Annotated in this window: 24 protein-coding genes; 8 read left to right on the top strand and 16 right to left on the bottom strand. The window is 60.9% G+C overall.

Annotated features, from left to right (window positions below; translation table 11 throughout):
• Positions 1–53: 53 nt before the first annotated feature.
• Positions 54–1,220: an ABC transporter substrate-binding protein gene (locus AC5ZGW_RS26230; protein WP_207230969.1), complete on the bottom strand. Its 1,167-nt coding sequence runs from the start codon at positions 1,218–1,220 to the stop codon at positions 54–56.
• 207 nt (positions 1,221–1,427) lie between these two features.
• On the opposite strand from AC5ZGW_RS26230, the gene AC5ZGW_RS26225 reads away from it, so the two are divergent.
• Positions 1,428–2,057 carry a TetR/AcrR family transcriptional regulator gene (locus AC5ZGW_RS26225; RefSeq protein WP_165435103.1) on the top strand — a complete coding sequence of 210 codons (630 nt, stop codon included), beginning with the start codon at positions 1,428–1,430 and terminating at the stop codon, positions 2,055–2,057.
• Positions 2,058–2,958: 901 nt separating this feature from the next.
• Here the strand turns inward: AC5ZGW_RS26225 and AC5ZGW_RS26220 are convergent.
• On the bottom strand, positions 2,959–3,573 hold the full coding sequence (locus AC5ZGW_RS26220; protein ID WP_130224582.1) for an LLM class flavin-dependent oxidoreductase: 615 nt from the start codon (positions 3,571–3,573) through the stop codon (positions 2,959–2,961).
• On the opposite strand from AC5ZGW_RS26220, the gene AC5ZGW_RS26215 reads away from it, so the two are divergent.
• Complete coding sequence (locus AC5ZGW_RS26215) at positions 3,478–4,017, top strand: substrate-binding domain-containing protein (RefSeq protein ID WP_245474589.1); 540 nt, start codon at positions 3,478–3,480, stop codon at positions 4,015–4,017. The genes AC5ZGW_RS26220 and AC5ZGW_RS26215 overlap by 96 nt on opposite strands.
• Positions 4,018–4,101: 84 nt before the next feature.
• On the opposite strand, the gene AC5ZGW_RS26210 is transcribed toward AC5ZGW_RS26215, so the two are convergent.
• From AC5ZGW_RS26210 to AC5ZGW_RS26200, 3 genes are read right to left on the bottom strand one after another with little or no spacing between them, the layout of a single operon-like run.
• Positions 4,102–4,428 (bottom strand): 4Fe-4S dicluster domain-containing protein, encoded by a 327-nt coding sequence (locus tag AC5ZGW_RS26210; RefSeq protein WP_130224658.1) that lies wholly within the window; start codon positions 4,426–4,428, stop codon positions 4,102–4,104.
• On the bottom strand, positions 4,425–4,832 hold the full coding sequence (locus AC5ZGW_RS26205; RefSeq protein WP_245474588.1) for an FAD-binding protein: 408 nt from the start codon (positions 4,830–4,832) through the stop codon (positions 4,425–4,427). The genes AC5ZGW_RS26210 and AC5ZGW_RS26205 overlap by 4 nt, the downstream gene beginning before the upstream one ends.
• Complete coding sequence (locus AC5ZGW_RS26200) at positions 4,807–5,910, bottom strand: FAD-dependent oxidoreductase (protein WP_245474596.1); 1,104 nt, start codon at positions 5,908–5,910, stop codon at positions 4,807–4,809. The genes AC5ZGW_RS26205 and AC5ZGW_RS26200 overlap by 26 nt, the downstream gene beginning before the upstream one ends.
• On the opposite strand from AC5ZGW_RS26200, the gene AC5ZGW_RS26195 reads away from it, so the two are divergent.
• On the top strand, positions 5,810–6,157 hold the full coding sequence (locus AC5ZGW_RS26195) for a hypothetical protein (protein ID WP_245474587.1): 348 nt from the start codon (positions 5,810–5,812) through the stop codon (positions 6,155–6,157). The genes AC5ZGW_RS26200 and AC5ZGW_RS26195 overlap by 101 nt on opposite strands.
• A 317-nt stretch (positions 6,158–6,474) precedes the next feature.
• Here AC5ZGW_RS26195 and AC5ZGW_RS26190 read toward each other — a convergent pair whose 3' ends face one another.
• From AC5ZGW_RS26190 to AC5ZGW_RS26155, 8 genes are read right to left on the bottom strand one after another with little or no spacing between them, the layout of a single operon-like run.
• A complete protein-coding gene (locus AC5ZGW_RS26190; RefSeq protein ID WP_165435102.1) occupies positions 6,475–7,992 on the bottom strand; it encodes a M81 family metallopeptidase in 1,518 nt (505 codons plus the stop codon).
• A gap of 17 nt (positions 7,993–8,009) precedes the next feature.
• Positions 8,010–9,008, bottom strand: a complete 999-nt coding sequence (locus AC5ZGW_RS26185; RefSeq protein ID WP_496113984.1) for an ABC transporter ATP-binding protein — start codon at positions 9,006–9,008, stop codon at positions 8,010–8,012.
• The gene (locus AC5ZGW_RS26180; protein ID WP_130224575.1) at positions 9,005–9,994 is read right to left on the bottom strand and encodes an ABC transporter ATP-binding protein; all 990 of its coding nucleotides are present in this window, start codon (positions 9,992–9,994) and stop codon (positions 9,005–9,007) included. The genes AC5ZGW_RS26185 and AC5ZGW_RS26180 overlap by 4 nt, the downstream gene beginning before the upstream one ends.
• Positions 9,991–10,830, bottom strand: a complete 840-nt coding sequence (locus AC5ZGW_RS26175) for an ABC transporter permease (protein WP_130224573.1) — start codon at positions 10,828–10,830, stop codon at positions 9,991–9,993. The genes AC5ZGW_RS26180 and AC5ZGW_RS26175 overlap by 4 nt, the downstream gene beginning before the upstream one ends.
• Before the next feature lie 11 nt (positions 10,831–10,841).
• The gene (locus tag AC5ZGW_RS26170) at positions 10,842–11,852 is read right to left on the bottom strand and encodes an ABC transporter permease (RefSeq protein ID WP_207230967.1); all 1,011 of its coding nucleotides are present in this window, start codon (positions 11,850–11,852) and stop codon (positions 10,842–10,844) included.
• Positions 11,852–13,444, bottom strand: coding sequence for an ABC transporter substrate-binding protein (locus AC5ZGW_RS26165; RefSeq protein WP_130224571.1), 1,593 nt, complete (start codon positions 13,442–13,444; stop codon positions 11,852–11,854). Before AC5ZGW_RS26165 ends, AC5ZGW_RS26170 begins: the two co-directional genes overlap by 1 nt.
• A 31-nt stretch (positions 13,445–13,475) precedes the next feature.
• Positions 13,476–14,213 carry an aspartate/glutamate racemase family protein gene (locus AC5ZGW_RS26160; RefSeq protein WP_130224569.1) on the bottom strand — a complete coding sequence of 246 codons (738 nt, stop codon included), beginning with the start codon at positions 14,211–14,213 and terminating at the stop codon, positions 13,476–13,478.
• A 10-nt stretch (positions 14,214–14,223) separates the two neighbouring features.
• Entirely contained in the window at positions 14,224–15,882 is a 1,659-nt protein-coding gene (locus AC5ZGW_RS26155) for a M28 family peptidase (protein ID WP_165435099.1), read from the bottom strand.
• Positions 15,883–16,093: 211 nt separating this feature from the next.
• Here AC5ZGW_RS26155 and AC5ZGW_RS26150 point away from each other — a divergent pair, with 211 nt between their 5' ends.
• Positions 16,094–16,777, top strand: coding sequence for a GntR family transcriptional regulator (locus AC5ZGW_RS26150; RefSeq protein ID WP_474418799.1), 684 nt, complete (start codon positions 16,094–16,096; stop codon positions 16,775–16,777).
• Between the two features lie 765 nt (positions 16,778–17,542).
• On the opposite strand, the gene AC5ZGW_RS26145 is transcribed toward AC5ZGW_RS26150, so the two are convergent.
• Positions 17,543–20,647 carry a DEAD/DEAH box helicase gene (locus tag AC5ZGW_RS26145; protein ID WP_165435097.1) on the bottom strand — a complete coding sequence of 1,035 codons (3,105 nt, stop codon included), beginning with the start codon at positions 20,645–20,647 and terminating at the stop codon, positions 17,543–17,545.
• Positions 20,648–21,117: 470 nt separating this feature from the next.
• On the opposite strand from AC5ZGW_RS26145, the gene AC5ZGW_RS26140 reads away from it, so the two are divergent.
• Positions 21,118–21,411 carry a hypothetical protein gene (locus AC5ZGW_RS26140; protein ID WP_165435096.1) on the top strand — a complete coding sequence of 98 codons (294 nt, stop codon included), beginning with the start codon at positions 21,118–21,120 and terminating at the stop codon, positions 21,409–21,411.
• Positions 21,412–21,707: 296 nt separating this feature from the next.
• Here the strand turns inward: AC5ZGW_RS26140 and AC5ZGW_RS26135 are convergent, their stop codons facing one another.
• Both AC5ZGW_RS26135 and AC5ZGW_RS26130 read right to left on the bottom strand, forming a co-directional pair.
• A complete protein-coding gene (locus AC5ZGW_RS26135; RefSeq protein WP_130224561.1) occupies positions 21,708–22,004 on the bottom strand; it encodes an HU family DNA-binding protein in 297 nt (98 codons plus the stop codon).
• 711 nt (positions 22,005–22,715) lie between these two features.
• A complete protein-coding gene (locus AC5ZGW_RS26130) occupies positions 22,716–22,967 on the bottom strand; it encodes an adenosine-specific kinase (RefSeq protein ID WP_474418797.1) in 252 nt (83 codons plus the stop codon).
• 105 nt (positions 22,968–23,072) lie between these two features.
• On the opposite strand from AC5ZGW_RS26130, the gene AC5ZGW_RS26125 reads away from it, so the two are divergent.
• The 3 genes from AC5ZGW_RS26125 (at position 23,073) to AC5ZGW_RS26115 (ending at position 24,861) form a co-directional block, all read left to right on the top strand.
• Positions 23,073–23,534, top strand: a complete 462-nt coding sequence (locus tag AC5ZGW_RS26125) for a hypothetical protein (RefSeq protein WP_130224559.1) — start codon at positions 23,073–23,075, stop codon at positions 23,532–23,534.
• Entirely contained in the window at positions 23,465–24,388 is a 924-nt protein-coding gene (locus AC5ZGW_RS26120) for an acetamidase/formamidase family protein (RefSeq protein WP_349645058.1), read from the top strand. Before AC5ZGW_RS26125 ends, AC5ZGW_RS26120 begins: the two co-directional genes overlap by 70 nt.
• Positions 24,389–24,645: 257 nt before the next feature.
• Entirely contained in the window at positions 24,646–24,861 is a 216-nt protein-coding gene (locus AC5ZGW_RS26115) for a hypothetical protein (protein ID WP_207230966.1), read from the top strand.
• Positions 24,862–24,865 lie beyond the last annotated feature (4 nt).

Here is a 24,865-nt window from a genome sequence, read left to right as displayed (position 1 = left end):
CGGTTCATAGACAAGGAGTGAGGCGTGTCCCGACGCCGGGACACGCTTCCGTTTCACGAGCAGACGTCGAACAGCTTCGAGGCGTCGAAGACGTCGGTGATCTTCATGGTCAGCGGCGGCAGGGGCGCCTGCCCTTCGGTCACGATACCCCACAGGCCGACCTGCGCCGCCTGGTGATCGCAGCCGCGCATCACCTTCTTGCCCTCAAGCGAGTTCTCGCGGGTGCTCTTGGCGAAGGCATCGACCCACTTCTCGCGATCCCAGCTTCCGGTGGACTCAACCACATCGAGCCACCAGCTGATGCCGTCGTACGCCTCGCCGGCAAAGCTCGACGGCCATTCGTTGTATTTGGCGCGGTAGGCCTCGACGAACTTCTTGTTGGCGGGATTGTCGACCGTGAAGTGATAGCGGACGCCCGAATAAACGCCGACAGCCGCGGGACCGACGGCCGCAGCCAGGGTTTCGTCCTGCAGCACCGGACCGAACTGGGTCTTGGTCTTGTTGAGACCGACCTGGCCCGACTGCTTGAGGAAGGTGACTGCGTCGTTGCCGGTGACGATGACGGCAATGCCGTCGGCGTCCGACTTGGCCATCTTGTCGACGATGACCGAGTAGTCGCGGTTGCCGAGCGGCGCATAGTCGTTGCCGACGATCTCGATGCCGGCCTTCTTCGCCTCGGCGACGAACAGGTCCCAGCCGTCGCGGGTTGCCTGGTAGTCCGCGGTCACGCCGTAGATCTTCTTCAGCCGCTTCACTTTCGCGAACTCGACGCACATGCGGATTTCCATGCCGAGCGTGTTCGAGGTGCGGAATGTATAGCGCGAACCATTGGCTCGGGTGATCTTGTCGTCCGCCGAGATGGTCACGAGCAGCGGAATCTTGCGCTGATCGGCCAAGCCCTGCAGCGCCAGCGTCGAAGCCGATCCGACCGCGCCAAACATCATCTGGGCGCCGCCCGCGAGCAGGCGCGTCGCCTTCTGAACGGCGGGCTGCGGCTTGGTCTCGTCGTCTTCCCAAGAGACCCGGATCGGCTTGCCGAGCACCTTGCCCCCGCGGTCGGCGATGGCGAGCTCGACGCCCTGCCGCATGTCCTTGCCGATAATGCCGTAGGCTCCGGAGAAAGCCAGAATGCCGGCGATGTGGAAATCGGCTGGTTCGTCCGCAGCCTGCACACCTGATGCAGGAGCGAGAGCCGAAAGTGCCACGCCGGCGGAGCTCATCAGAAACATTCGACGATGCATAAAACCTCCCAAAACTAACGCTTATTTTCGTTGTACTGGCGGGTAGGCTATCTCTTACCTCACAGTAAATGTCAAGCGAGAGCGGGTCCGTCAACTGCGGCTTGATCGAAACCTAAGAAATGTGCATTGAAACCGCAGCGCGACGGTATGCCGCCCCTGCGTCGTCGCAACTTGGGAAGTGCTCGAATGTCGAAAAAGCTCATTGGGAGAAAGCGTCCCAACATTTGGGAAAGCGCCGACCTGCGCCAAGAACAGCATGACGCGAAGCGCCGTCTCATTCTGAAGCAGGCTGCGGTCCTCTTCGCCGATCGTGGCTTTCACGAAACGACGATCGATCAGATTGCTGAAGCTCTGCAGGTGAGCAAGCCGACGATCTACTACTACATCGATAGCAAGGAAGACCTGCTCTATGAGGTGGCGCACACGGCTCTCGCCGACCTCAAAGCGGCTCTGTCTCGCGATCAGGACGAGCAACTTTCGGCTATCGATCGCCTCGCACGATTTTTCACGATGTACGGCAGACTCATTCTATCGGAGTTCGGCGTGTGCCTGGCGCTCGTCAGTGATCGTTCGCTGAATCCGCAATCGCGACGCCGGCTTCGCTCGCTGAAGAAGCAATTCGAGGTTGAAGTTCAAAAGATCCTCGATGAAGGCCGCGCAGACGGTACCATCCGCGTGGACGATCCAAAAATGTTTACCGTCGCGATATTCGGCGCCTTCAACTGGGCGCCGCAATGGTTCTCAAACACCGGCCCATCCACGCCAGACGAGATTACGGCTGCCATCTTCGCCGTCTTCCGCAAGGCGATGAGATAGGTCGTCAGCACAGCGCGCTGCCCCGCCGGTCATCGCGTGCTTCACGAGAGGTGGTTGATCGGCTCGATTTTCGTGGCCAGTACCTACAAGCGTTTCAAACTGGACCGCAGGGCGCAGACGCAGCGTTTGCTTCGGGCCATCTGCAATCCTCGCATCACCATCATTGGCTGACCGGATCAGTCAGCTGTCGTCCCCCCGAACGACGACGTTCGAAATTCGTGTCCTGCTCCCCGACTTGACGCCTAGGAAGCCGGCAACTGTGCGCACGGCCAAGTGGGCCTTTGTAGCCAGCGATCGTCGTCGAGTGTCTGATGGGTTTGGCTCACACGGCTCCAAGGGCTTGCAGCCCCTCTCTCGTCAAGAGCAAGCTGGGCCAGCGTTTTCCCGACTAACACCTGGCTAGGAGCGAACAACGGTGGAAATACCGATACGTTTGCATGCGCGGCGCGTCGCACGCGAAGAGCGTACCGGATGGATTGGATAGGCCAATGATCCGGCAGGCCGAGGAATTCGGAATCACAGGAAACGGTCTGGCCAGGGTCTGCGATAAACGAGCCTGCGCACGCCACGGTCCGACAACAAATCGAGTGATTCCAAGGCCGCGAGTTGCGATCTTATGGTGCGCTCGGAGGGCGGTCGCATTTACTGCGATTCCAACGGGTTATGAACATGGCTAAAGTTATAGGTGCATTTCCGACCTATGGGTGCTTTTCATGCCATCACCCTAGCCGCGGTAGGTCTGATACAGGAGTCTATAGCGGCCGGCGCCTGGGATCGGCTACCAAGCGAAGCGTTCGGCGAGTTCTGGCACCTCGAAGACGGTCAGGCCAAAGTCGGCTTGAGCCGGACTCCGGCTTCGTACAGAAGAGGAAGAACGTGTCTGCCGAAGAACTCCAGATCTTCACGAAAGTCGTAGAACGAGATCTGCATCCCCTCGCATCCAGCTCGGTTCAAGGCGGTCAGCCAATCGGCCACCTGCCGCGGGCTCCCGATCAGGTGGACGTTGCCGCCGCGGATGCGATCGCGCGGGACGTGGTTTTTCCATGCCGCAGCGTCGCCGCTCTTGAAATGATTGGCGTAGCCCGTAGCGGGCTTCCATGTCGGCAAGATCGAGGATCCGATCATAGTAGGCCCGCGCCTCGGCCTCGGTTGGCCGGCAGACGATCATCGGGTTGATGATGGTTCGTATCTGACGACCGTAGCTGCGCGCCTTCGCCTTCAGGCTGGTTGTAAGCTCCGGTAGCACGTCCAGAGCACGATTGATGTGGGCGCCTCCGGGGCTTGTGATGAATACAAGGTCGGAATGGCGCGCTGCGAACGAAAATCCGGCAGACGAGCCGCTCGCGTTGACGAGAATGGGGCGGCCGTATCTCCGCTTTGGGCGGACGAAGGCATCCTCGAGCTGCCAAAACCGTCCGCTGTGCGTGAGATTCTGCTCGGACCGCCAGAGCGATTTCATGATGGCGACGAATTCGCCAGCCATGTCATACCGCAGGTCATGATCGAGGCGTTGCATGCCGAACTCAGCGGCGGCGACGCCATCAACGATGCGCTGCTGTCGGCGCGGTCGATATCGGCGGCCGGCGCCGGACCGGTGATCGTGCTGTGGGACCGCACCAAGGGCTCGGCCGACGTCAAGGTGATCGCCGCGCTCGGCGAGCAGCCGAACTACCTGATCACCAGCAACCCCAACGTCAAGACGCTGAAGGATTTCACCAAGGCCGACAAGATCGCGCTGCCGGCCGTGATCGTCTCGCAGCAATCACGCCTGCTGCAGATCGCCGCGGAGAAGGAATTCGGCGAAGGTAAGTATAACTCGCTCGACGAGCTGACCGTGATGCTGCCGCATCCCGACGCGACCGCGGCGCTGCTGTCGGGTTCGTCGTCAATCACTGCGCATTTCTCCAATCCGCCCTTCCAGGAACAGGCGCTGCAGAATCCGAAGTCCATAAGGTCCTGAGCTCCTACGACATCATGGGCGGCCGGATCACGCCGACCCTGCTCTACGCGACCTCCAAATTCCGTAACGAGAATCCGAAGACGTTCAAGGCGCTGCACCAAACAGCAGATAACTGCGATCGATGCCGCGACGATCCCTCGTCTCGTCGGTCCAACCGACCGCCCGACGATAGCTGCCGAGCAGAGTGTTCTGTCTCAAGGCTGCGAGATCAACCTGGTGCGGGACGTCCGCGAATGGCGAGACGAACAGCGCATCTTCGGGACAATAGAGCTCACACAGGAAACAGGTCTGGCAATCGCCCTGCCGGGCAATCACCGGAATTCCGTCAGTCTTATCGAAGACATTGGTCGGGCAGACGTTGACGCAAATGTCGCAAGCCGTGCAGCGCTCGGCGTCGATAACCTCGATCATTCCGCGGCCTCCGCATAGGCAGGATCGGCATGCGGACGCACCGAGGTCCAGACCTCGTCGAGACCGCCGGCCGTGATGTAATGGCGCTGATGCTCGTCCTGATCCGGAAAATCATCGCGCCGGTGCATGCCGCGGCTTTCCTGGCGCGCCAGCGCGCTGCGATACATCCAGCGCGCCGTCGCCAGCATCGCCGCGCTTTCCCGCGCACGGAGCACGTCTTCCTGCGCGGCGTCGCCCGCTTGCGATACATCGATCCAGAGCGCATCGAGCCGCTCCAGCGAGGCACTGAGACGCCCGGCCTCACGGAAATAGTTCAGCTCATAGGGAAAGACCTCGTCTTGAACCGCTCTTGCGAGCTCCGCGGGCTTGTAGGCTTTTTCATTCCGCGTCCGAAGCGCGACCATTCCCCACCGATGACAGTTCGCGCCTCACAGCCGCACCGGCTTGCTTCGCATAATCAGCGGCACCCTGCCCGGCCCATGAGCCTGATGAGATCGCCCAGGCTGCGTTGTGACTGCCGCCGCCGGTGAAGCCTCCGCAGATCAGCTCGCGGGTTGCGGCGTCGCCCGCGGCATAGAGGCCCGGCACGCTGGTCGCGCAACTGTCATCCACGATCCGAAGCCCGCCGGTGCCGCGCACTGTGCCTTCGAGCCGCAGAGTCACAGGAAACCGATCGGTGAAAGGATCGATGCCGGTGCGATCGAGCGGCAGGAAGAAGTTCGGCTGCGAGGCGCGCATGTTCCGCCGCACCTTATCGTCAGCCTTGTCGAGGCGGGCAAACACCGGCCCCTGCAGCAATGCAGGGGCAATGGCCGAGCGTCCTCCCTTCGAGGCGGCACCGGGAGCGATGCTGCCGTCTTCATAGGTGAAGGTTGCCCAGCCATAGAATAGCGTCTTGGTGACCGAACCGAAGGCGGGCGAGATCGCGTAAGGATTGGAAAACTCCATGCTGGTGAGTTCGGCACCGGCTTCCGCGGCCATCAAATAGCCGTCGCCGGTCAGCACGTTCGAGCCGAGCGTCTTGCTGAGGAAGGCGCAGCCGCCGGTGGCGATCACGACTGCCTTGGCGCGCACGGTCCAGCGATCGTGCTTCTGGCGGCGCAAACCGCGGGCACCCGCCACCGCCCCATCGTCGTCGACAAGCAGTTCGAGCGCCGGGCTGTGGTCGAGGATCGTGACCCCCGCCTGCTTGGTGCGCTTGCGCATCAGCCGCATATATTCCGGACCCTGCAGCGAATTGCGCTGCGGCCTGCCGCTGTCGTCGACCGGATAGGGATAGCCCCAATCGGCCAGGCGGTTGCTCTGCTCGTAGGTGCGATCGAGCACGCGTGCCATCCAGCGCCGATCCTGCAGATAGCCGCCCATCTTCTCGCGATTGGCCATGGCCGCCTCGCGCAGCGCGGAATCCGGATCGATATACCAGACGCCCGTGCCGGCCGCAGCGGTCGCGCCCGATGTACCGCAAAAACCCTTGTCAGCCAGAACGACACGTGCGCCATGCTCTGCCGCGCTGACGGCCGCCCAGGTGCCCGCGGCCGATCACCAGCACATCCGTATCGAACTCAACGGATCCGGTCGGTGCGGACGCAAGTTCGGCGCGAGACTGTCGATAGGCCATGGATCATTTCTCTGTCCGCAATTGCCCGCAGCGCGCGCTGCATTTCATCAACGAAGGTTACGCGAACGAATGCTGCTGGCAATTTCAGATATTCTCGAAGACTTGGACTAAGCTTCGCTGTTTCTGGCAGCGAGGGAAAAATTCGTGCAAGCCGAACGATCGTGCTGTCATGCGTGATTTCTCTCGAACTGTCCGCACCGAGCCGCGGCGGGAGTGCGGCTGCTTTCGCCAAGGCCCGGGCACTGCTAAATCCTCTCGTAAGACGCAGGTCAGGAGAAGCTAGAGCAGCTTCCTCCGTCGCCTGCGCTGCTAGCATGGCGCGCGTTGGGCGCGACGAAAGCTCACGACAGCACCGCGGACGGTTGCGGCCGTTGGCGTTGTCGCACTCCTCCTTGCCGGTCGGCTCCATCTCCGCATAAGATCGCAGTTCATTTGCTGCCTCGTAGGGTTCCGATGCCGGACTCCCGACCCAGTGGCATCAGGCGCAAACCCGCCCGAAGATTCTTGTAGGCAAATTTCGAAGAGTCCGCGAGATGCCCGCCCGGCGCAATCGTGATCAGGATTTCTTCCGCGAGTGCCTGGAAATCGCCGCGAAAATGCACCGTACTTTTCAAGGCGAGGATCTTTTGCTGCTTCGGCTCAACGCCAAGATGGCGGAAAGGGGCCTGGTCAAGCGCTTGCATGCGCTTCGTTGTCACTGCGACTTTGACACCACCGATTTCAAGCAGCGCCATCGGGCCGAGATCGATGTCGCGATTGCCCGAGACCGGACCGGTGGTCCGGATTTTCCCGTCGCCGAGTTCCTTGACTTCAAACGTTCCACGAAACGGCACCACGCCTTCGGGGCCGCTGCGCCCGCCAAGATCTACCGTGATCCTGGCGCCTTCGCCGGCGGCATGCGCCGCCCTAGCTGCCTCGCCATCGCAGAGATAACCGAGAACCGCTCCTTCCGCCCCTGCTTCGACCAGAGCGAACAGCAGGCCTGTCGTATCGGCGGTGCCGCCCGCGCCCGGATTATCCTGGGTGTCGGCGATAATCACCGGTCGGTCAGCGTTATCAGCAATTTGCCTGGCGCGCGCCACCGCTTCTGCAGGCGAAAGCACCGGGACGGCGAACTCGCTTTCCTTCAGCGAAATGAAACGCGCGACTTCGTCAGCGGCCCGGTCGGCCGCCTCTTGTGTCGTGGCATGAACCACCACCGCGGGACCGCAATAGAATATGTCCGACGGCGGAAAGCCGGCGAGATATGAAACGGTCAAGATACCATCGCGCTCAAGCGATTGGGTCAGATCGATGATGCCGCGGGACGGCTCGACCATGGTGCATTGGCTGTGCAGCGGGATGAGAAATGGCATCTTCCTCAAGGCACGTCCCGGCGTTCGCCCATGCTTGAGCAGGTGCTGCATGGCGTGAGCGGCGCGAATCCCGGTTTCCGGCCGATCCACGTGCGGATAGGTGAGATAGCCCGATACTGCATCGGCATAATCGGCCATCGCCGGCGTGACGTTGGCGTGATAATCGAGGCTGATCGCAATCGGCAGATCTTGACCGACACAGGCGCGGATGCGTCGGAGTAATTCACCTTCACCATCCTCGAAGTCCTCGGTCACCATGGCGCCGTGCAGATCGAGATAGATCGCGTCCACCGGCATCTGCTGCGAGAGTTCCGCGATCAACTCGGCGGCGATGCGCTCGAAAGCGTCTCGCGTGACCATGCCGCCGGCTCCGCCGCTTGTCCAAAGCAGCGGCACGATCTCGTGGTCCTTGGACATGACCTGCAGGAAACCCGATAGCGCGAACGAGATTCCACTCAGCCATTTGAGGACGTCAGCACGCCGCACCAATGGCGGCCGATCACGATGAGTGCAGAAGTAGGCAAAATCGGTCGGCGGCTTAACGAAGGTATTGGTTTCGTGGTGAAAGCCGCCGACTGCGATGCGCGCCATACCTCTTCCCCGCTCTCTTAGTTCCCTGCAGCAGCTTCGATCTCGTTCAGCCGCACACATGCCGCCATGTGTTGGTTGCCCATGGAAATCAGTGGCGGCCGCGCCTGCGAACAGTTCGGGGCCGCGAACGAACACCGCATCCGGAAGGCGCAACCGCTCCGCGCCGTTGAAGCCGAAGGCGGCTCTCCTGGGAGGGCCGGCGTATCATGCAGCGATCCCGGTTCGAGCCTTGGGACCGCCGCCAGCAGCGCCTGCGTATAAGGATGCCGCGGTCGGGCGAATATTTCGTCGGTCGCCCCCATCTCGACAATGCGGCCGAGATACATGATCGCGACCTGCTCGCACATGCGCTTCACGACCGAGAGATCGTGGCTGACGAACAGATAAGTGAGCCCAAGCCGCTTGCGCAGCCCATCGAGCACGCCGAGCACCGTCGCCTGAACCGAAAGATCCAGTCCCGATGTTGGCTCGTCCAGGATGACGATATTCGGTTTAAGCACCAGGATGCGGGCGAGCCCCACCCGACGCTGCTGTCCGCCGGAAAGCTCGTGCGGATAACGAGTCCGGAAGGTCGAGTCGAGCCCGACCGCCTCGAGCATTTCGTCGACGCGCTGCCTGCGTTCGCCTCGATCGGTTACGCCATGGATGCGCAGCGCCTCGTCGAGCGCCTGTCCGATGCTCCACCACGGGTCAAGCGCGGCGCCGGGATCCTGGTGCACGTACTGGATCGTTGCGCGCGCGGCCCGCGCTTCCTGAGCGGACAGGCCTGACACGATTTTGCCGTCGAGCCGAACCGTTCCCGACGACTCGCGGACGAGTCCGAGTATGGTCTTGGCGAGCGTCGTCTTTCCGCAGCCTGATTCACCGACTAATCCGAGCGCTTGACCGGCCTTGAGCGAAAGACTTACGCCATCGACCGCCTGGACCAGTGGCCGAGGTTTTCCGAGAAATTTCTTGCCACCGCCGTAGCGGGTGACGACCTCTTCCACTTCCAGTAGCGCACGAGCGTCGGTCATGCCGCCGCCTCCGCGCCATACAGGACGCATTGAACGTCCTGGTTTTCTGCTTGTTCTGTGCGCCTTGGAATGACCTTGCTACACTCACCCTTTGCGCTCGGGCAGCGCGGATGGAACCGGCACCCGGACGGCGGGCGCAATGGCGAGGAAACCGATCCGGGAATGCCCGCGAGCGCGGCGCCGCGATCGGGGTGACATGCAAGCAGCATGCGCGTGTACGGGTGCAGCGGCGTGGCGAGTATCTGCGAGACCGGTCCGGACTCGACCGTCTGCCCCGCATACATGACCGTCACCGTGTCGCAAAGCTGGGCCACTACGCCGAAATCGTGCGTGACGAACAACATGGAAAGTCCGCGTTCTTCGGCAAGCCCGCGCAGCAGTTTCAGGATCTGCAGTTGCGTCGTCACGTCGAGCGCAGTGGTCGGCTCGTCGGCAAGGATAATGGCGGGCGATGAAGCAAGCGCAGCAGCGATCAAGAGTCTCTGGCGCTGACCTCCCGAGAACTGATGCGGATAGCGATCGAGCGCCCCTTCGGGATCCGGAAGCTGCACGGCTTTCAGCAACGAGATGATGTTTGCCCTGCCACCGTCACGCCGATCGGCGCGCGGTCTCGCCCGGAACGTTTCGAGCAGTTGCGTGCCGACGCGGAAGACAGGATTGAACGCCTGATAAGGATCCTGAGGAATGAATCCGATTTGTCCGCCCCGGACCTCGCGCTGAAGGATAGCCGGCGACAGCGACAGCAGATCGCGCCCGCCCAGCACGATCTTTCCTTCCGTAACACGCCCGCGCTTGGGCAGGATTCCGAGAACCGCGCGCATCAGCGTCGATTTTCCGCAACCGGACTCTCCGACGACACCGTGGATGGAGCCAGGCATCAGCGCCAGATTTGCGCTATCGAGGATCCGTGCCTGTCCCTCATCGGTGTCGACCGACAGCGAAAGGTTGCGGATTTCGAGCAGTGGCCCGGGTGCATTCTGCCTCATCGCGAGCGCCTCAGCCGTGGATCCACGAGGTCGCGCAACCCGTCCCCGAACAGATTGAACCCAAGCACCGTGATCAAAATGGCGAGTCCCGGAAATGTCACGCCCCACCACGACTGCGGCAGATATTCCCGTCCTTCTGCAATGGCCAGGCCCCAATCGGGATTGGGCGGCGTCGCGCCAATTCCGAGGAAACCCAGAACCGCCGTGGTCATGATGGTGAAGCCCATCCCGATGGTTGCGCGCACAATGACTGCCGAGACCACGTTGGGCAGCACATGCACAAACAGGATACGCGACGTCGAAGCGCCGAGGCCCTGTTGCGCTTCGATGAACAGTGCATTTCGCAGGCGCCTGACCTCACCGTAGACGGTACGGCAGAAGAACGGCCAGTAGGTCAACGCCAGTGCCGCCATGGCGCTGCCGAGCCCGCGCCCCATCAGTTGTGCGACAGCCAGCGCCAGGATGAGTTGGGGTACGGCCAGAAACACATCCGTCAATCGCATGACGAACTGGCCGCCCCAGCCGTCCGTGTAGCCAGCGTAAAGGCCGGCTGGCACACCGATGCCGATCGCGAGCGCAACAACGGTCAATGCCACTTCGAGCGCGCCGCGCGATCCCATGATCACCCGGGCGAATACGTCGCGCCCCAGCGCATCGGTGCCGAACCAGAACTCGGCCGAAGGCGGCTGTAGCCGCGAAATGAGATCGCCGTCATAGACACTATCGAGATCGGGCACAACGAGCGGTGAAATGATCGCGATCGCGCACACCATGAGAATGATGCATAGCCCAAGGACAGCCGGAACATCTCGCAGGAATTTCTTCAGGATCAGCACTGTAGCCGCCCTCAGAGCTTTTCAGCGACGCGAGGATCGAGCCAGGCGTGCACGACATCCACCAGGATATTGACCAGGGAATAGATCAAGCCGACGACGAGGGTGACGGCGAGAACGGCCTTGTAGTCGGATGTCAGGATCGCACTCACGGCATATGAACCGACACCGGGCCAGTCAAAAATCGATTCCACGGCCACCGCGCTGGCGATCAGCCCGCCGAACAGCAGACCGATCTGCGTCGTCGCCCCCACGACGGAGTTACGCAATACATACACCCAGATGATGCGCGACCTCGCATAGCCGGCGGCTTCGGCATAATGCACGAACTCCTTTTGCATCGTTTCGAGCACGCCTGCGCGTGTGAACCGCGCTATCGAGGCCAAGCCGGCCAGCGACATCGTAAACGCCGGCATCAGGATGTGGACGAAGGCCTGGTGGAACAGGTCGAATCTCAGCGTCAGCAGGCTGTCGACCAGGTAAAGTCCGGTGATATGGGCGGGCGGAGCTAGTCCGACCGGGAAGCGTCCGCGCAGCGGCAGCCAGTCCAGCTCCATGGCGAATATCATCTGCAGGATGATCGCGAACCAGAACGATGCGATCGCAAGCCCCGCTACGGTCGCCACGCGCACGGCGTGGTCGAAGAACGAGTTGTACCAGACCGCCGCCATGGTCCCGAGGGGAATGCCGACGCATGCCGCGAACAGCAGGGAAACGAACGTCAGCTCTAGCGTAGCTGGCAGACGCTCGGCGATGTCCCGCAGCACAGGCCGGTTGGAGATGATGGAGTTGCCGAAATCGCCCCTTCCGACCTGCCCGGCATAAATGACGAACTGCTTCCAGATCGGCTCATCGAAACCATAGGCCTTACGTACGGCGGCGATCTGGGCTGGCGTTGCATTTTCACCTGCGAGTGCCGCCGAAGGATCGTTCGGCAGCACGCGCAACATGATGAAAGTGAGCACGAGCAGCCCAAGGAGCGCCGGTATCGTCAACAGCAGACGGTGCAGGACGAAACGGATCATCAGCTCGTCAGCGACATGTTGCGGAAATCGGCACCCGATCCAATCGGACTGAACTGGAAGCCTTGCACGCGCTTGCTCAAGCCGCGCAACTCGACTGCGTTGTAAATCCAGATGTCGGCGGCATCCGCCACAACGATGCGGGAGGCTTCCTCATAAAGCGCCTGCCGCTTGCTCTGATCCTGGAGCCGGCGCGCCTCGCGCAGAAGACCGTCGACCTTGTCGTTCTTGTACCAGCAGGAGGCCTTCCAAGTGCCGTGGAACTGGCTGTCATACATCTGGCCGATCCAGTTCTCCGGATCGATGAAATAGGACGAAACCCAATGCGCCCACATGTCAGGTGTGGTTTCCGCCTTTGCCGTCGAAGAAACAAGCTGCGGCCAAAGATTGGCAACGATCTTGAGATTGACGCCTATTTTGCGCAGTCCCTGCTGGAGAATCTGGGCGGCTTGCGTGGTTTGCGCCAGGTGCTGCTGGATCTGGATCTCGATTTCCCGATCCACCGGAGCGCCCTCGGCCTTGGCTTTGGCGAGGAAATCCTTGGCCTTGTCGAGATTGAATTCGTAAGGCGTCAAATCCTTCGGAGCGCCCCACAGATTGACCGGAATCGGGCCGGCGTTGCGAACCGCATATCCCTTGAGCACGCCATCGATGAAGCCCGTGTAGTTGAAGGCATGACTCACCGCGAGACGGAAATTCAGATTGTCGAACGGCGCTTTCTTGTTGTTCATGCGGAGCACCATCACCCGCATGCTCTGGTCCTTCGAAACTGTCGCGGTTGTCGAGGTCTGCACGCGATTGACCTGATCGGGCGGCAGGTAGCTGTCGGTGCAGTCCACATCGCCCTTGATCAATGCGTTGACGCGGGTCGTCGTTTCCAGAATGTTGCGGCGGCGCACGATCTCGATCGGCGCCTTGTTATGACTCCAGCCCACGAACTGGTCGCGATTGCGCTGCAAATCGATTTGCTGCACCGGTTGATAGGTGCTGGAATCGAGAATGTAGCAGCCGGAGCCGGCCGAGTTCGACGCGAGCCAGGCTTGCCCCCAATCATTATCCTTGACCTTGGCCTCAACCAATTTTCGGTTGAGAATCGCAACCAGCGGGGTCGCAGACAGGAACGGCGCATAAGGTTCCTTGAGCTTGAACACCACCGTTGTCGGATCGGGTGCGGAGATGCCGTCCACGCGCAGCACGGCCAGGAATGCCGAGGCCGGTCCTTTCTTGATGGTGAGCAGACGGCGGAATGACCACACCACGTCCTCTGACGTAAGTGGGCTGCCGTCGTGGAATTTGACACCCTCATGCAGCTTGAAGGTGACGGTCAGTCCGTCATCGCTGACCGTGTGACCAGTTGCCAGCCACGGCTCCAGCTTCGGCGGATTTCCCTTGTTCACATAGAGCGTATCATAGACGTTGATCATGTAGCCCTGCATGGGCACATCCGACAACGCATGAGGATCGAGACTGCCGGGAAGATTGTCGGCCCAGATGAGTTCGTCGGGGCTGCGTTCAGCCAGCGCAACGCGGGCGGCGCCCGTCATGGCTGCGGTCACGATGGCACCGGTGCCCATCAAGAACGTTCTGCGCTTCATGAGAATACTCCATCTGCGGTCGCTACGGTGGTCACGCGAGATAAGGCTTGTCAGGCGGAGAAGGCCAGGCACTGCGGGAATGCGAAAGATCGAGATCGAGCAGGGTTTCCGTCGTCTTCAGGGCGGCGAGCACCGGGCTGACGACCGGCACCGAAAGCCGGTCCGACAATTGACGCTCCACGCCCATGAAGGCCATGCTCATGCACCCCATCACGAGAACGTCGGCGCCATCGTCAATACATCGGCGGCCCGTTTCGATGATACGATCCCAGGCCGCATTGTCGCCCTGCGCCAGATCCACAACCGAAACGCCAACGCCACGGATGCTGGCAAGCCGTTCTGTGAGCCCCTGCCCCCTGAGCCGCGGCATCGCGCGCTTGGCGCCCTGATCGAGCGGCGACAGGATCGAGTAGCGGTCGCCGAGTTGTATGGCGAGCGCTATGGCTGACTGGCCCGGCCCTACGACCGGCATCCTGACGGTCTCGCGAATAGCATCGAGCGCCGGATCCGAGAAGCAGCCTATGATGCCGGCGCTGGCGCCATCGGCCTCAGCCCTCTGCATTCCACGCAGCAGATGCGGAGCCACCGTCACCACGTCCCGCTCACTTTCGATCGAGGGATAACCTGACGGAACGCTCTGCACCTTGATCTCGATGCCGTCGCCGGCATGGCGCTGCAGATAGTTCTGCCGCCTGTCGATCTCGGCCTCACCGAGCACCTTTTCCATTGGTGCGACGAGTTGATAAACGATGCGACGGCGGCTTGCCATTGGCCTGGCCCTACCTCAATTGCGCGAGCGCGTCTTTGACGATGGCCGTTGAATCTTCGAGCGCATCGGCGACGCGATTGCGGGCACGCACGAGTCTGGTCTCGAGCATCCATCTCTGTTCGCCATCGGAGAGTCCGGATAGCTGGCCGAGATCATACAGGCACGGGATCATCGTGGTTTGCGGCGTGTAGCCATAGGGATCGTGGCCATAGGTGCCGATTGCCGTCGATTGTAGCGGCACAAGAATGCGAGACAGGCGCTTGATGGCGCCGTTCAGCAAGAGCGCGGCCTCTTCCGAACCGCTGCCGCTCCTGAAACGCTCGGATTCTGCAGCTGCGGCCGCGTCGATCCTGGCCGCGGCTTCGGCGAACTTGCGCGCGCTGGCCTGCGCGCCTTCGAGACCAACCGCGCGGCCCGGCTCCTTGAATTCCTCCAGACGCGCGATCACCTGCTCGGCTACCGGCGTAAAGCGGAAAGGGAGCACCGGCGCTGTCGTCAGCTCCCAGAGGTATGCAGCGTACATACGAATATGTTCCTGCATCAGCGTCCAGTCCATCTTGTCGAGCCGGTTGTCGATCGAATGGTGCCACCAGCCAAGCGTGGCATTGGCGGTCTCCTTCAGTTCGGCGTCGGTAAAGGCGCCCTGGCCGGCGAACATCGGAATGCCCAATCCGAAGAAGCTCGAGTCCCCGGACTTCACCGAGCGCTTCCATTTGATCTTCTTGTCGAGCAGCCGCTTTTCGATTTCGGAGTGAAACGTCTTGAGCTCGGCGTTCGAATGCGTCGCCCATTCCGTCGTGCCGATGAAGGCGGGCTGGTCGATCTGCAGGTAAGCGACGCAGTGGCGCCGCAGATCGTCCCAGTTGCGGTCGGCATACCACGCCGACCCGGCCATGGTGCCGGTCTCGTGCGCGGTCCAGAACCCGAAGGTCAGGCCGCGACGAAGCTTGTCGCGATGCTGCATGAACACGCGCGCCAATTCCATCTTGCAGGCGTTGCCGGCTGCATTGTCGGTCGCGGCTTCGCCAGGCCAACTATCCTGATGGCCGCCGACGAGCACGAAGTCGTCCTTCTCCGGCGAGTTCGACGCAGCCGGCATTCTTGCGATCGTAATCTGCACAGGATGCCAGCCGTTCTCGACATGGGTCCGGAACCAGACGCTTACCGGGCCCTTCTTGGCCATTTCGCGCAGCTTCAGTCCCGCGGTGCGCGCAATGCCGATGCAGGGAATCGTCGGCATTTCGGTCTTGGCGTTTTCCGGTGTCGGGTTACCCCATACCGGCTTCACCGAACCGAACGGGACCGCCTCATTGTCGGGCTTGCCCCAATTCATCATGACAGCGCCGATCGCGCCCTTGATGCCTGCGATCCTTTGCTTTTCGTGGCGCGCCGGCGAGTATGAGAGCTCGGTCAGAATGATTTTTCCGCGGGCATCCTTGCCGGCGTAATCCGAAAATGCGCCACCACCGACATCGATGATCTCGCCGCGGATACCATCCTCGGTCGTCTTCAGGCTGTGGCCGAGCGTATTGGCCTGGATCGAAATCTCCGTCGGAGCCTCGACCCGAAACTCCGAATGCTCGGGAAAAGAGACGATTGCCGGGAGCTCATGGATGACGGTGTCGGCAAGTCCGTTCTGCTTCATGACATCGCGGCTGTACTCAGCCATTCGCTTGCCATTTGGGCTGCCGGCGGCCCGATGCGGTATCTCACGGACAATCTTTTCAATGTGCTGGCGGATCCGGTCCGCAGACACCTCGTTCGAAATAGCCGGATCGGACATTATTCCTCCAGTTTCGTCGGATTTCTGCAACTTTCTATCTTCTAGTACGATAAACTGCTGTATGACAACATGTCAAATGACAGGAGCAACGGTTACCATGACGAGTGTTCTGCGATTGGACGAGCACCCGCCGCTGCGGCGCGATCAGGCGTTTGAGCGATTGCGGGATGCGATCATCACGGGACATTTCCCGCCTGGCGCGCGCTTGATCGAACGAGAGCTGTGCGAGGCCATGGGCGTCAGTCGCACATCCATTCGAGAGGTACTGCGGCGTCTCGAAGCCGAACAACTGATCGAAGTGGAGCCTCGGCGCGGGCCGATCGTGGCGCGGTTGAGCCGCAAGCAGGTGCAGGAAATCTACGAGGTGCGCGCGCTCTTGGAAGCGGCGGTCGTGCGCCGTTTCGCACTCGAAGCCGGCGCCGAAGACATCGCCGCACTACGTCGCATCTATGAGAAGCTGAAGGTTGTGCGCGAACAGGAAGATGTCGCGGCAATCGTCAGCACGACCCGGCAGTTCAGCGAGCACATGATGAAGATCGTCAATCACGAGCTGATAAGCGACATCCATCAAAAGCTCATCGCCCGAATCAGCGTTTCACGCGTCTTCGCCATCTCCCTCCCCGGTCGGCTGCAGCAAAGTGCGCGCGAACTCGCGGAAGTCATGAAGGCAATTGAGCAGCGCGATGCCGAAGGCGCCGCACAAAGCCTTATGGTCTACGTACGCAACGCCGGAGAAGCAGCATTGAAACATCTCGATGCCACCACCGCCGCCGATCAATAATGTCTCCAAATTGCAAGCCTGATCGCCCACATAGTTTGCGAACTTGATCCTATCGCCGTAGGACGCGGGTATCAGGTGCGTTTCTCCTGCCATTCGAAAGACGCCGATATTGCTACGAATGGCGGTGGGAGATCGAAGACGGGCAGCACGCAGAGGAAATTCTCGGCAGCGGCGCAGCGGATCTCATCGCAATCGGCGGTGGCATAACTTATGACCCGCGCTGGAGTTGGCATGCCGCCGAGAAGTTGGGCCCAACGGCTGCCTTCCCGCCGCAGCCGCCGATGCTCTCTACCTCCGACATCTGAGATCAACGTATCCCTCGTTGGCGCATCGCTCCTTGACTTGAGAAATTCTTGTCGTGCGCGTCCCCCCCCCCCGCACACCCATCCCGCCGCCTTCACGAAGCCTGTCCACACTAGAGCCACAACATTTTTCTTGACCTCCCGGCACACACGTCGTGCACAGGCAGCCACCTAACCTCTTGAGAAAATGGAGCTCTTGTCCCAATCCATCATTTGGGGCACAGCCAAATCCCCATTTGTTTTCAATTTGTTGCGGCCCCCAGCGGAAAACACGACTTGGTAAGAACATTGGTTTCATGTAACCGGTTTTGAGCAGTGAGTTGCTACCAAGCCGGCTCGCGCGCAATGCAAGGAACTTTGGTAGCAAATAAGAAAAAGCCGCCCGGAGGCGGCTTAGTATGGGCAACGATGTCGTTGCGTTGCTCGCGCTCATCGCCTGCCGCATTTTGCGGCTTTTCAGGCTTCACTCGTCCAGAAGGTCCAGGAACTCTTCCGCCTTGCCGAGCGGCCCGACGCAGCGCTCGGTGGTGTGGACGACCCTACCGCCGTCGCGTTGGAACGATCGCGCTCTCGACTTCCGTAGCCGTCCCGGCAGGAATGTCGCGGCGACTGCCTCCGGACCGACATCCAATCTAACGATGCCGCGTCGCCTGCAGTCGATCCTGAGCCTTGCGGCAGCAAAGAAATCGCGGACTGCCCGCGGCAATTTGCCGAACCGTCGCTGAGTCTCTTCCTCCAAGTCATCCAGTTCGTCCTGACCTCGACACCTGGCCGCACGGGCGTAGATTTCCAGCCGGACCGGCTCCGATTGCACGAAGCCTGGCGGCAACATATCCGCGACCGGAAGATTCAGGTCGGGCACCCACAGGTCGGCGGCAGTGGCGTCGGCTTTCTCTGAGGCCAGTTTCAGAAGATGGCTATAGAGCACGGGACCGAAGACCTGCACATGGCCCGACTGCCGCTCGGACAGCAGGTCCCCTGCTCCTCTGAGATCTAAATCTCGCGCACTGATCGCAAAGCCCGAGCCTGGCTTATTGAACTCCTCCAGAACGGCCAACCGCTTCTTGGATCCCTCCGAGTCTGAATCCGTCAACAGATACGCAAACGCGCGTATGCCACCGCGTCCCACCCTACCCCTAAGTTGATGGAGTTGCGCGAGGCCGAACCGCTCGGGCCAGCAGACCACGATCGTGTTCGCACGCGGGATATCGAGACCGCTTTCCACGATGTTGGTCGCCAGCAGAACGTCTGCGCGGCCTTCAACGAAACTCATCATCCGGTCGTCTATTTCATCAACGGGCAGCTTGCCATGAAGGCAAACGACGCGGAGATCCGGGGCCAGCGATTGAATTCGCGCCAGCATCGGATCGAGATCCTGGATGCGCGGACAAACCAAGAAGCTTTGCCCGTGACGTCTTTGTTCACGCGACAAGGCCGCGGCGATGGCAGCGTCCGAAAGCGGAGCGATCTTTGTCTGGACCGGAAGGCGATGAGCGGGCGGCGACGCAATGACACTGAGATCCCTGAAACCCGCGAGACCCGCCGCGAGCGTCCTCGGGATCGGCGTGGCGCTCATCCAAAGCGTATGGACCCCCTTGGCCAGTTCTGAAAGCTTCGCCTTCTCTGCTGCACCAAAATGCTGCTCCTCGTCGATCACAACCAGACCAAGGTCGGCAAACTTCACATCCTTCGAGGCGAGAGCCTGCGTTCCGACCACAACCTTCAGCCTTCCGCTCTTTAGCCCCTCCTTCGTCTGCCGTGTCTCCGGCCCTGATGTGGCCCGCGACAGGCTTCCCACCTCAATACCGAACGGAGCAAACCGTTTGCGAAACGTCGCGACATGCTGTCTCGCCAAAACAGTTGTCGGCACCGCGATGGCCACCTGTCTCCCCGACAGTACGACTGCGGCCGCCGCTCGCAACGCCACCTCGGTCTTGCCGAATCCGACGTCGCCGCAGATGACCCGGTCCATCGGGTGCCCCGATGCCAGATCGTCGAGGACGTCCCGAATGGCTTTCGCCTGGTCGACCGTCGTGAAATAGGGAAAACGAGCGACGAACCTCTCGTAAGACGGGCCTGGTGGTACGAATTTTGCCGCCCTCCGCCGGCGCCGCTGACTGATATGTCTGGCGAGCTGCTTTCCGGCGGTTTGAATTTCCTGCTCCGCCTCGGTGCGCCGAGCCCACCATGTACTTCCGTCGGCTTTGTCCAGCGTCAGCTCGCCGAGCTCCGACGCGTAGGGCCAGATCATGGTCAGGTCGGCGGGCGGAACGAGAATGGCATTATCTCCTGCAAACACGAGCCGGATCATTTCGCGCGACGACATGCCTCCCATCGCTACCGTCTGCAATCCATCGAGCAAGGCCAGTCCTCGCTGCAGATGAACGACCACGGTGCCCGGCTCCGGCACATCCGCACGGTCGAAGGCGGCATTCCAGGCCCTGGCCATGGGCTGCGGATGATGGGCCCTGCTCCCGAGCACATCGGACGCCGTCACAACGACCAAGGGCTTCCGGCCAGCCTCGACAAATCCCGCATCGAAATCGGCCAGAATTGCCGCCTCGCGATTGCGTCCGGCCGTCGCCTCATTCCAGTTCGAAAAGCGCTCAGCCTTGACCCCACTCATCCGCTCCATGGCGCGCAGATCTTCTTCCTGCGCCGCCACGAACATCAAGCGCGAACCGGCGCGTCGCGTCTCGTCGACGAATGCTCGAAGAGCCTTTCTGGGTGAAGCGACCTTCGAAAAGTCCGGTGTGGGGATGAAAGCTGCCTTGCCGGACAGCACCTTCATGCGCTTGGTCGCCTGATTCCATTCGCGCCTCCCAAGATATTCGCGCTCTCTCTCGGCGCGACTGGCCGCCTCCTCGATCGTGCTCAACCAGCTCTCGGCGTGCGCCGGAATCATCGCATCGGCAATCCACGTGGCCCGGCCACAATAGTCAATCAGGGTCGCGCGCTTTCCGCGTTTGCTCCCGAGCGCAAGGCGCTCCGACATCGGATCGATGATGAGCTCCTTCGCTTCGAAAACAACCTCGTGCTCTGTCGGGTTGAAGGACGAAATCCGCCGAATCACCTGGCCCGCATGTTCCACGCGGAACGGACCGAGCGCGCCAGCGGGAAATATCTCGAAAGTCTTCCCGTGGAACAGCGCGTTGCCAGGATACTCCGCCTCATCATCGAGGTCGTATCCGAGAACCTCAAGCCGCGACCGGAGGTCCCGTTCGGAGAATGTGGCGCCTACCTTCAGATGGAGACTTGAACGAGACCAGGTCGCCGTCGGCGGCAGGCGCTCCATCACTGCCTCCGCCGTGGACACGAGCATGATTGGCTTCTCGGGCCTGGCAAGGCGCCGCAAGACCGAACTCCGTCTGCCGGCGATTTCGTGTGACGGCTCCAACTGATCGAACGGCAGCGTGTTCAGCCGCGGGAAAACAAGCACCTCGCACGAGGGATCGAGATCATGAATGACGGCACCCAGCCGCTCGGCCCTGTTCTCGTTCTCGGCAAGAAAGACAATGCCATGTCGGCCAGACTTTCTCCACTGCGCAAGCAGATGGAGAGCGATCATGCCGAGCGGGGACGCAGAAGAGATCGCAGTCCGCGTAGGGGTCCTTCGTTTCTTTGCGCGACTCTCCGCGCGCGCTTTGCTTGAACGCCCCACTTTGATCCTGTTGCTGGTTCGCAATCCGCTTAGGCCGATGGCGAGGAGTTTCAATAAGGCCGGCCCGAATGTCGGCGGGTTGCCTAGGGCGCTTGCATACTCGACGTTCGCCGCGGGCGCACATTTACGATATCATCGGCCGCTTGATCGTGGCTTCAGCGGCAGGTTCTGAGAGCTCCGATGACAGGCTCCGAACGCGCACGCGCCCTCTGCCGAGGCCGAAGTTCCCCTCCAAGCGCTTCGCCGCTACGAACCAAAACCGGCATGACGATTCTTTGAGGACTCGTTCAGGAGGCCAGCAAGCCTGAGACCTTCCAGAATGCCTTCGAGCCGCTGTTCCCGAATCATCGCGGCAAGCATAGAAACGGCGTCCCTTGATGAACGGTGAAGTCGACGTCAGGCGATCTCTGAGACAAGATATCGATGAGCGTCGGCACATCAGCCTCATGATGGCGCAAAATCGAGACGGCTTCCTCCGCGAGATAGTCAGCGATATCTCCGTTATGTGGCGGATCAAACCCGAACTCGGCCTCCGCGCGCTCCTTGATCGATCGTCGTATCCGCTCACTTTGCTGCTTTGCCGCCATCGAAAGCAGGAACACCGGATCCGCGAGCTTTTCCCGCGGCATGCTTCTCAACTCAGCAATCCCGGCCTGGATGTCTCTGCCTGAACTCTTATTGCGCTCGTGCCCTTGCCCGCCCCGCCGTGCATCACGTGCGCGAGATCTGTTCTTCCGCCCTCGAAACATCACCATGCTCTCCGACGGACGATATATCGCGGCGAACTGGTTAGATGAAAGCGCAAAATTGCGAGCTGCTCGGCCATGGGCCACGCCACTTTCTCGGGTCAGTGGTCCGCTCCTGCGCTAATGCAGATGCTTCGAAGCAGCAAGCAGGCGCGGCCTCCGGTGTGATGGAATTACCCACAGTTCAGGCGAACGAACAGGCCTCAACCAACCCATCCGCTTCAAACAGCGTCTTTAGCCGCCTTCAGAGGTGACGCCTTGACCGACCTGCTGGCTGGCTTGGCCGCGAACTCCATCGGCTCTTTCGTAAAAGGATTTACACCGCTGCGGGCTTCAGTAGCAGGCTTGTTTACGACTGACATCTTGACGAAGCCGGGAATGACGAACTCGCCGCATTCATTCAATTCCTTATAGCCTACAGTCGCCATCTGCTCGATGACGGCCTTTACATCTCCTTTGGAAACCTGCGTTCCTTCTGCAATTGCATCAATCAACTGATTCTTGGTCATCTTGGCCATGATGGATTCCTTATGTGGAGGCTCAGAACGGTTTTGAAGCGCATGAGCTACCAAAGGTACGTCACTCCGATTAAAAGGTGACAAATCACGCGGTTCGCTTCTCGTTCGCACCTGTGATCGTGAAGTCACCGGGCTTAAAACCTATCAGGGCCCAAAACGCAAGGAGCAGTCCGGCGTGTGTTCTTTACCCAGCACCCTGTACCAGAAGCCGTCGTTGGCGTGGAGACGCACCCGGCGCTGATTGCAGTCGGCACCGTTGGTCAATCGCGTACCGGATTCAGCAGATTGACCCACACGGAGACAATGTCCATATGAGACACAAGAAGCGAATGTAGCCTGCCGTTTCGGACAAGCTTGGACGCGGCCAAGTATCTCTGGCGGCGTCATTCACACAGAAGGTTTCGTTCGGGAGCTCCTATGACGACACTGTCTATCCTCGATCACGTCCATGGAGATCCATGGCGCGGCCGTCGGCTGCGGATAGAGCAGCATCCATCAGTCGAGACCAGACAAAGGTGTGGGGGGATGCCGCTGCCCTCGCCTGCGATAGGATCGACCCGGGGTATGGATCTGCGTCCGATTTCGGCGCAGGAACCAACGACACCAGCGCGTCACGAAACGGGCTCTCGGTCGGTCGAAAACACAACGGTGAACCAAGCAGTATGCCGAAGCGTCGTGTTCGCGCGGTCTTGCTCCATCCTATCGACGCCTCTAATCGCCGCGGCCGATCCCTACATCAAGTTCTGACGTTTGTGTCGGAGTGCCCGCATAGTTGGGCCCGCGGCGCGATGGCACAGCCAGCCCGAAGCTGATGCTCGGAACCGCGCCCACAAGCGCCTCGTGGAGGCCTTCCACCGTCTTGATAAAATGCGATGCCGGGGCCCTTGCGGACGCCGGTGGGCGCTGGCGCTTTGTTAGGTTGTGGAGGTCGAGATCGACCCAGCCGCCGTCTCCTCGACCCACGGGTCGGTCGCCTTAGAGGAGCGGGCATCCCATTGACGGGACGACTCAACGGGAGTTTGCTCACAGCGCGAACTCGCAGCATCAGCTCCACTTGCGAGGGTCATCATGTCAGAGCTCGAACACGCGCGCCAACACGCTCACGATCACCATTACGCCTGCGCTAACCTCTTTGGCTGCGGCGACGAGAAGGGAATGGGTATCATCCGCGAGGATATCAAGGACGCCGCCTTTGACAATCGCGCCTCGGATCGCCTCCTCCATATGGACCACGTCGATCAGGAAACTTTTGGTGGCTACTTGTCGGCCCGTGGCCGCTGGCGCCGGAAGTTCCTGCAGGCGAGCAGCTTTCTGGGGGTGCTGGCTGCTGTCGAGCCGTGGTTCACCGGCCTTGCGCAGTCGCAGGAGTCCGGCGCCAGGCCTGTGCGCCGTTCCCAGCCTGACGGTCGCGTGCACGTGATTCCAGGGAAACGGTTCGGCTCGGGGTATTCGACGCCACCCTGCCACCCATTCTCACCGTCGAGTCGGGCGACATCATCAGCTTCCCCGATACTTGGTCGCACTTCCTGAATGAAATGCAGCCGGACGTAACGATCGACACGCTGGCGAAGCTGCGCGTTGACAATCCGGGCAAAGGGCCGCATTCGATCATCGGGCCGATCGCCGTAAACAAGGCCGAGCCCGGCGACGTGCTGGAAATCCGGTACCAGTCGATCCGTCCCTACGAATGGGGCGCGGTGTTCAACAACCCGGGATCGCTCGGCACGGGCCTGCTGCCGCAGGACTATGCGCAGGGCCAGATCAAGTATGTCGATCTCGACCTTGGCGCCATGACAGGCAAGTTTATGCCAAACATCAGCATTCCGTTGAAGCCGTTCCAGGGCACCTTGGGCGTTGCGCCGCCCGACGGCTATTTCCCGCCCTTGAGCCCCGGCGTGATCAGCTCGGTGCCTCCAGGCCCGCACGCCGGCAATCTCGATCTCAGCGAGTTGTCCGAAGGCTCGACGCTCTACATCCCGGTATGGAAGCCGGGCGCCCTCATCTATACGGGCGATAGCCACGCGGTGCAGGGGGACGGCGAGATTTCGCTTACCGCGCTGGAGACACGGATGAAAGAGTTGCGCATCCAAATCATCCTCCACAAGCAGGAAAACCTGGCCTGGCCGGTGGCGGAGACGGACACACATTGGATCGTCATCGGGCTTGACAAGGACCTGAACGCGGCGATGACGCTTGCTGCGCGCAATGCGATCAAGTTTCTGGCGACGCGGGCGAAGATCAGCGAGCTGGACGCCTACGCCCTATGCAGCATCGCCGTGAGCTTCCGCGTGACGCAGGTGGTAGATATCGTCCGGGGCGTTCACGCCCTGATCCCGAAGGCCATCTTCGCTCCCGATCTGAGGCACGAGATGACGGTGGTATAAGCAGCATGCGCCTGCGTAAAGGAATTGCGGTGCCAGAGCATGCCGCGCGGCAATCCAGGGACGACGTGCACTCCAACACCACCTTCTGCCCTTCCGCCCCAATCCAGCAACTGGAACGCTCTTCAGCGAGGATGATGCTGGCGTCGAGGCGCCTCGCTGCCTGTTTGAACAGGCTCTGATTAGAAGGAGGTCGCGATGAGATTGAGAGCGCCACATTTGGCGCGATTACAATTGACGGAAAGACGTATGAGCACGACGTGGTCGTTCGCCTTTCCGGCGAAGTTGTGAAGCGGAAAAAGAAGTTATCAAAGAAGCTCTACGGTACCTCTCACGTACTTTCGGAAGACGAAGCAAAACTTGTCTTCGAGAAGGAGTGCGACCAGGTCGTTATCGGCTCGGGTCAGGTGGGCAACGTGCAGCTGTCACCGGAAGCTGAAGCATTTTCGAAAGAAAGGGTTGCGCGGTTCTTTTGAAGCC

It is taken from the genome of Bradyrhizobium sp. Crot121 (genome assembly GCF_059512385.1).
This window is presented reverse-complemented; position numbering and strand designations above follow the sequence as displayed.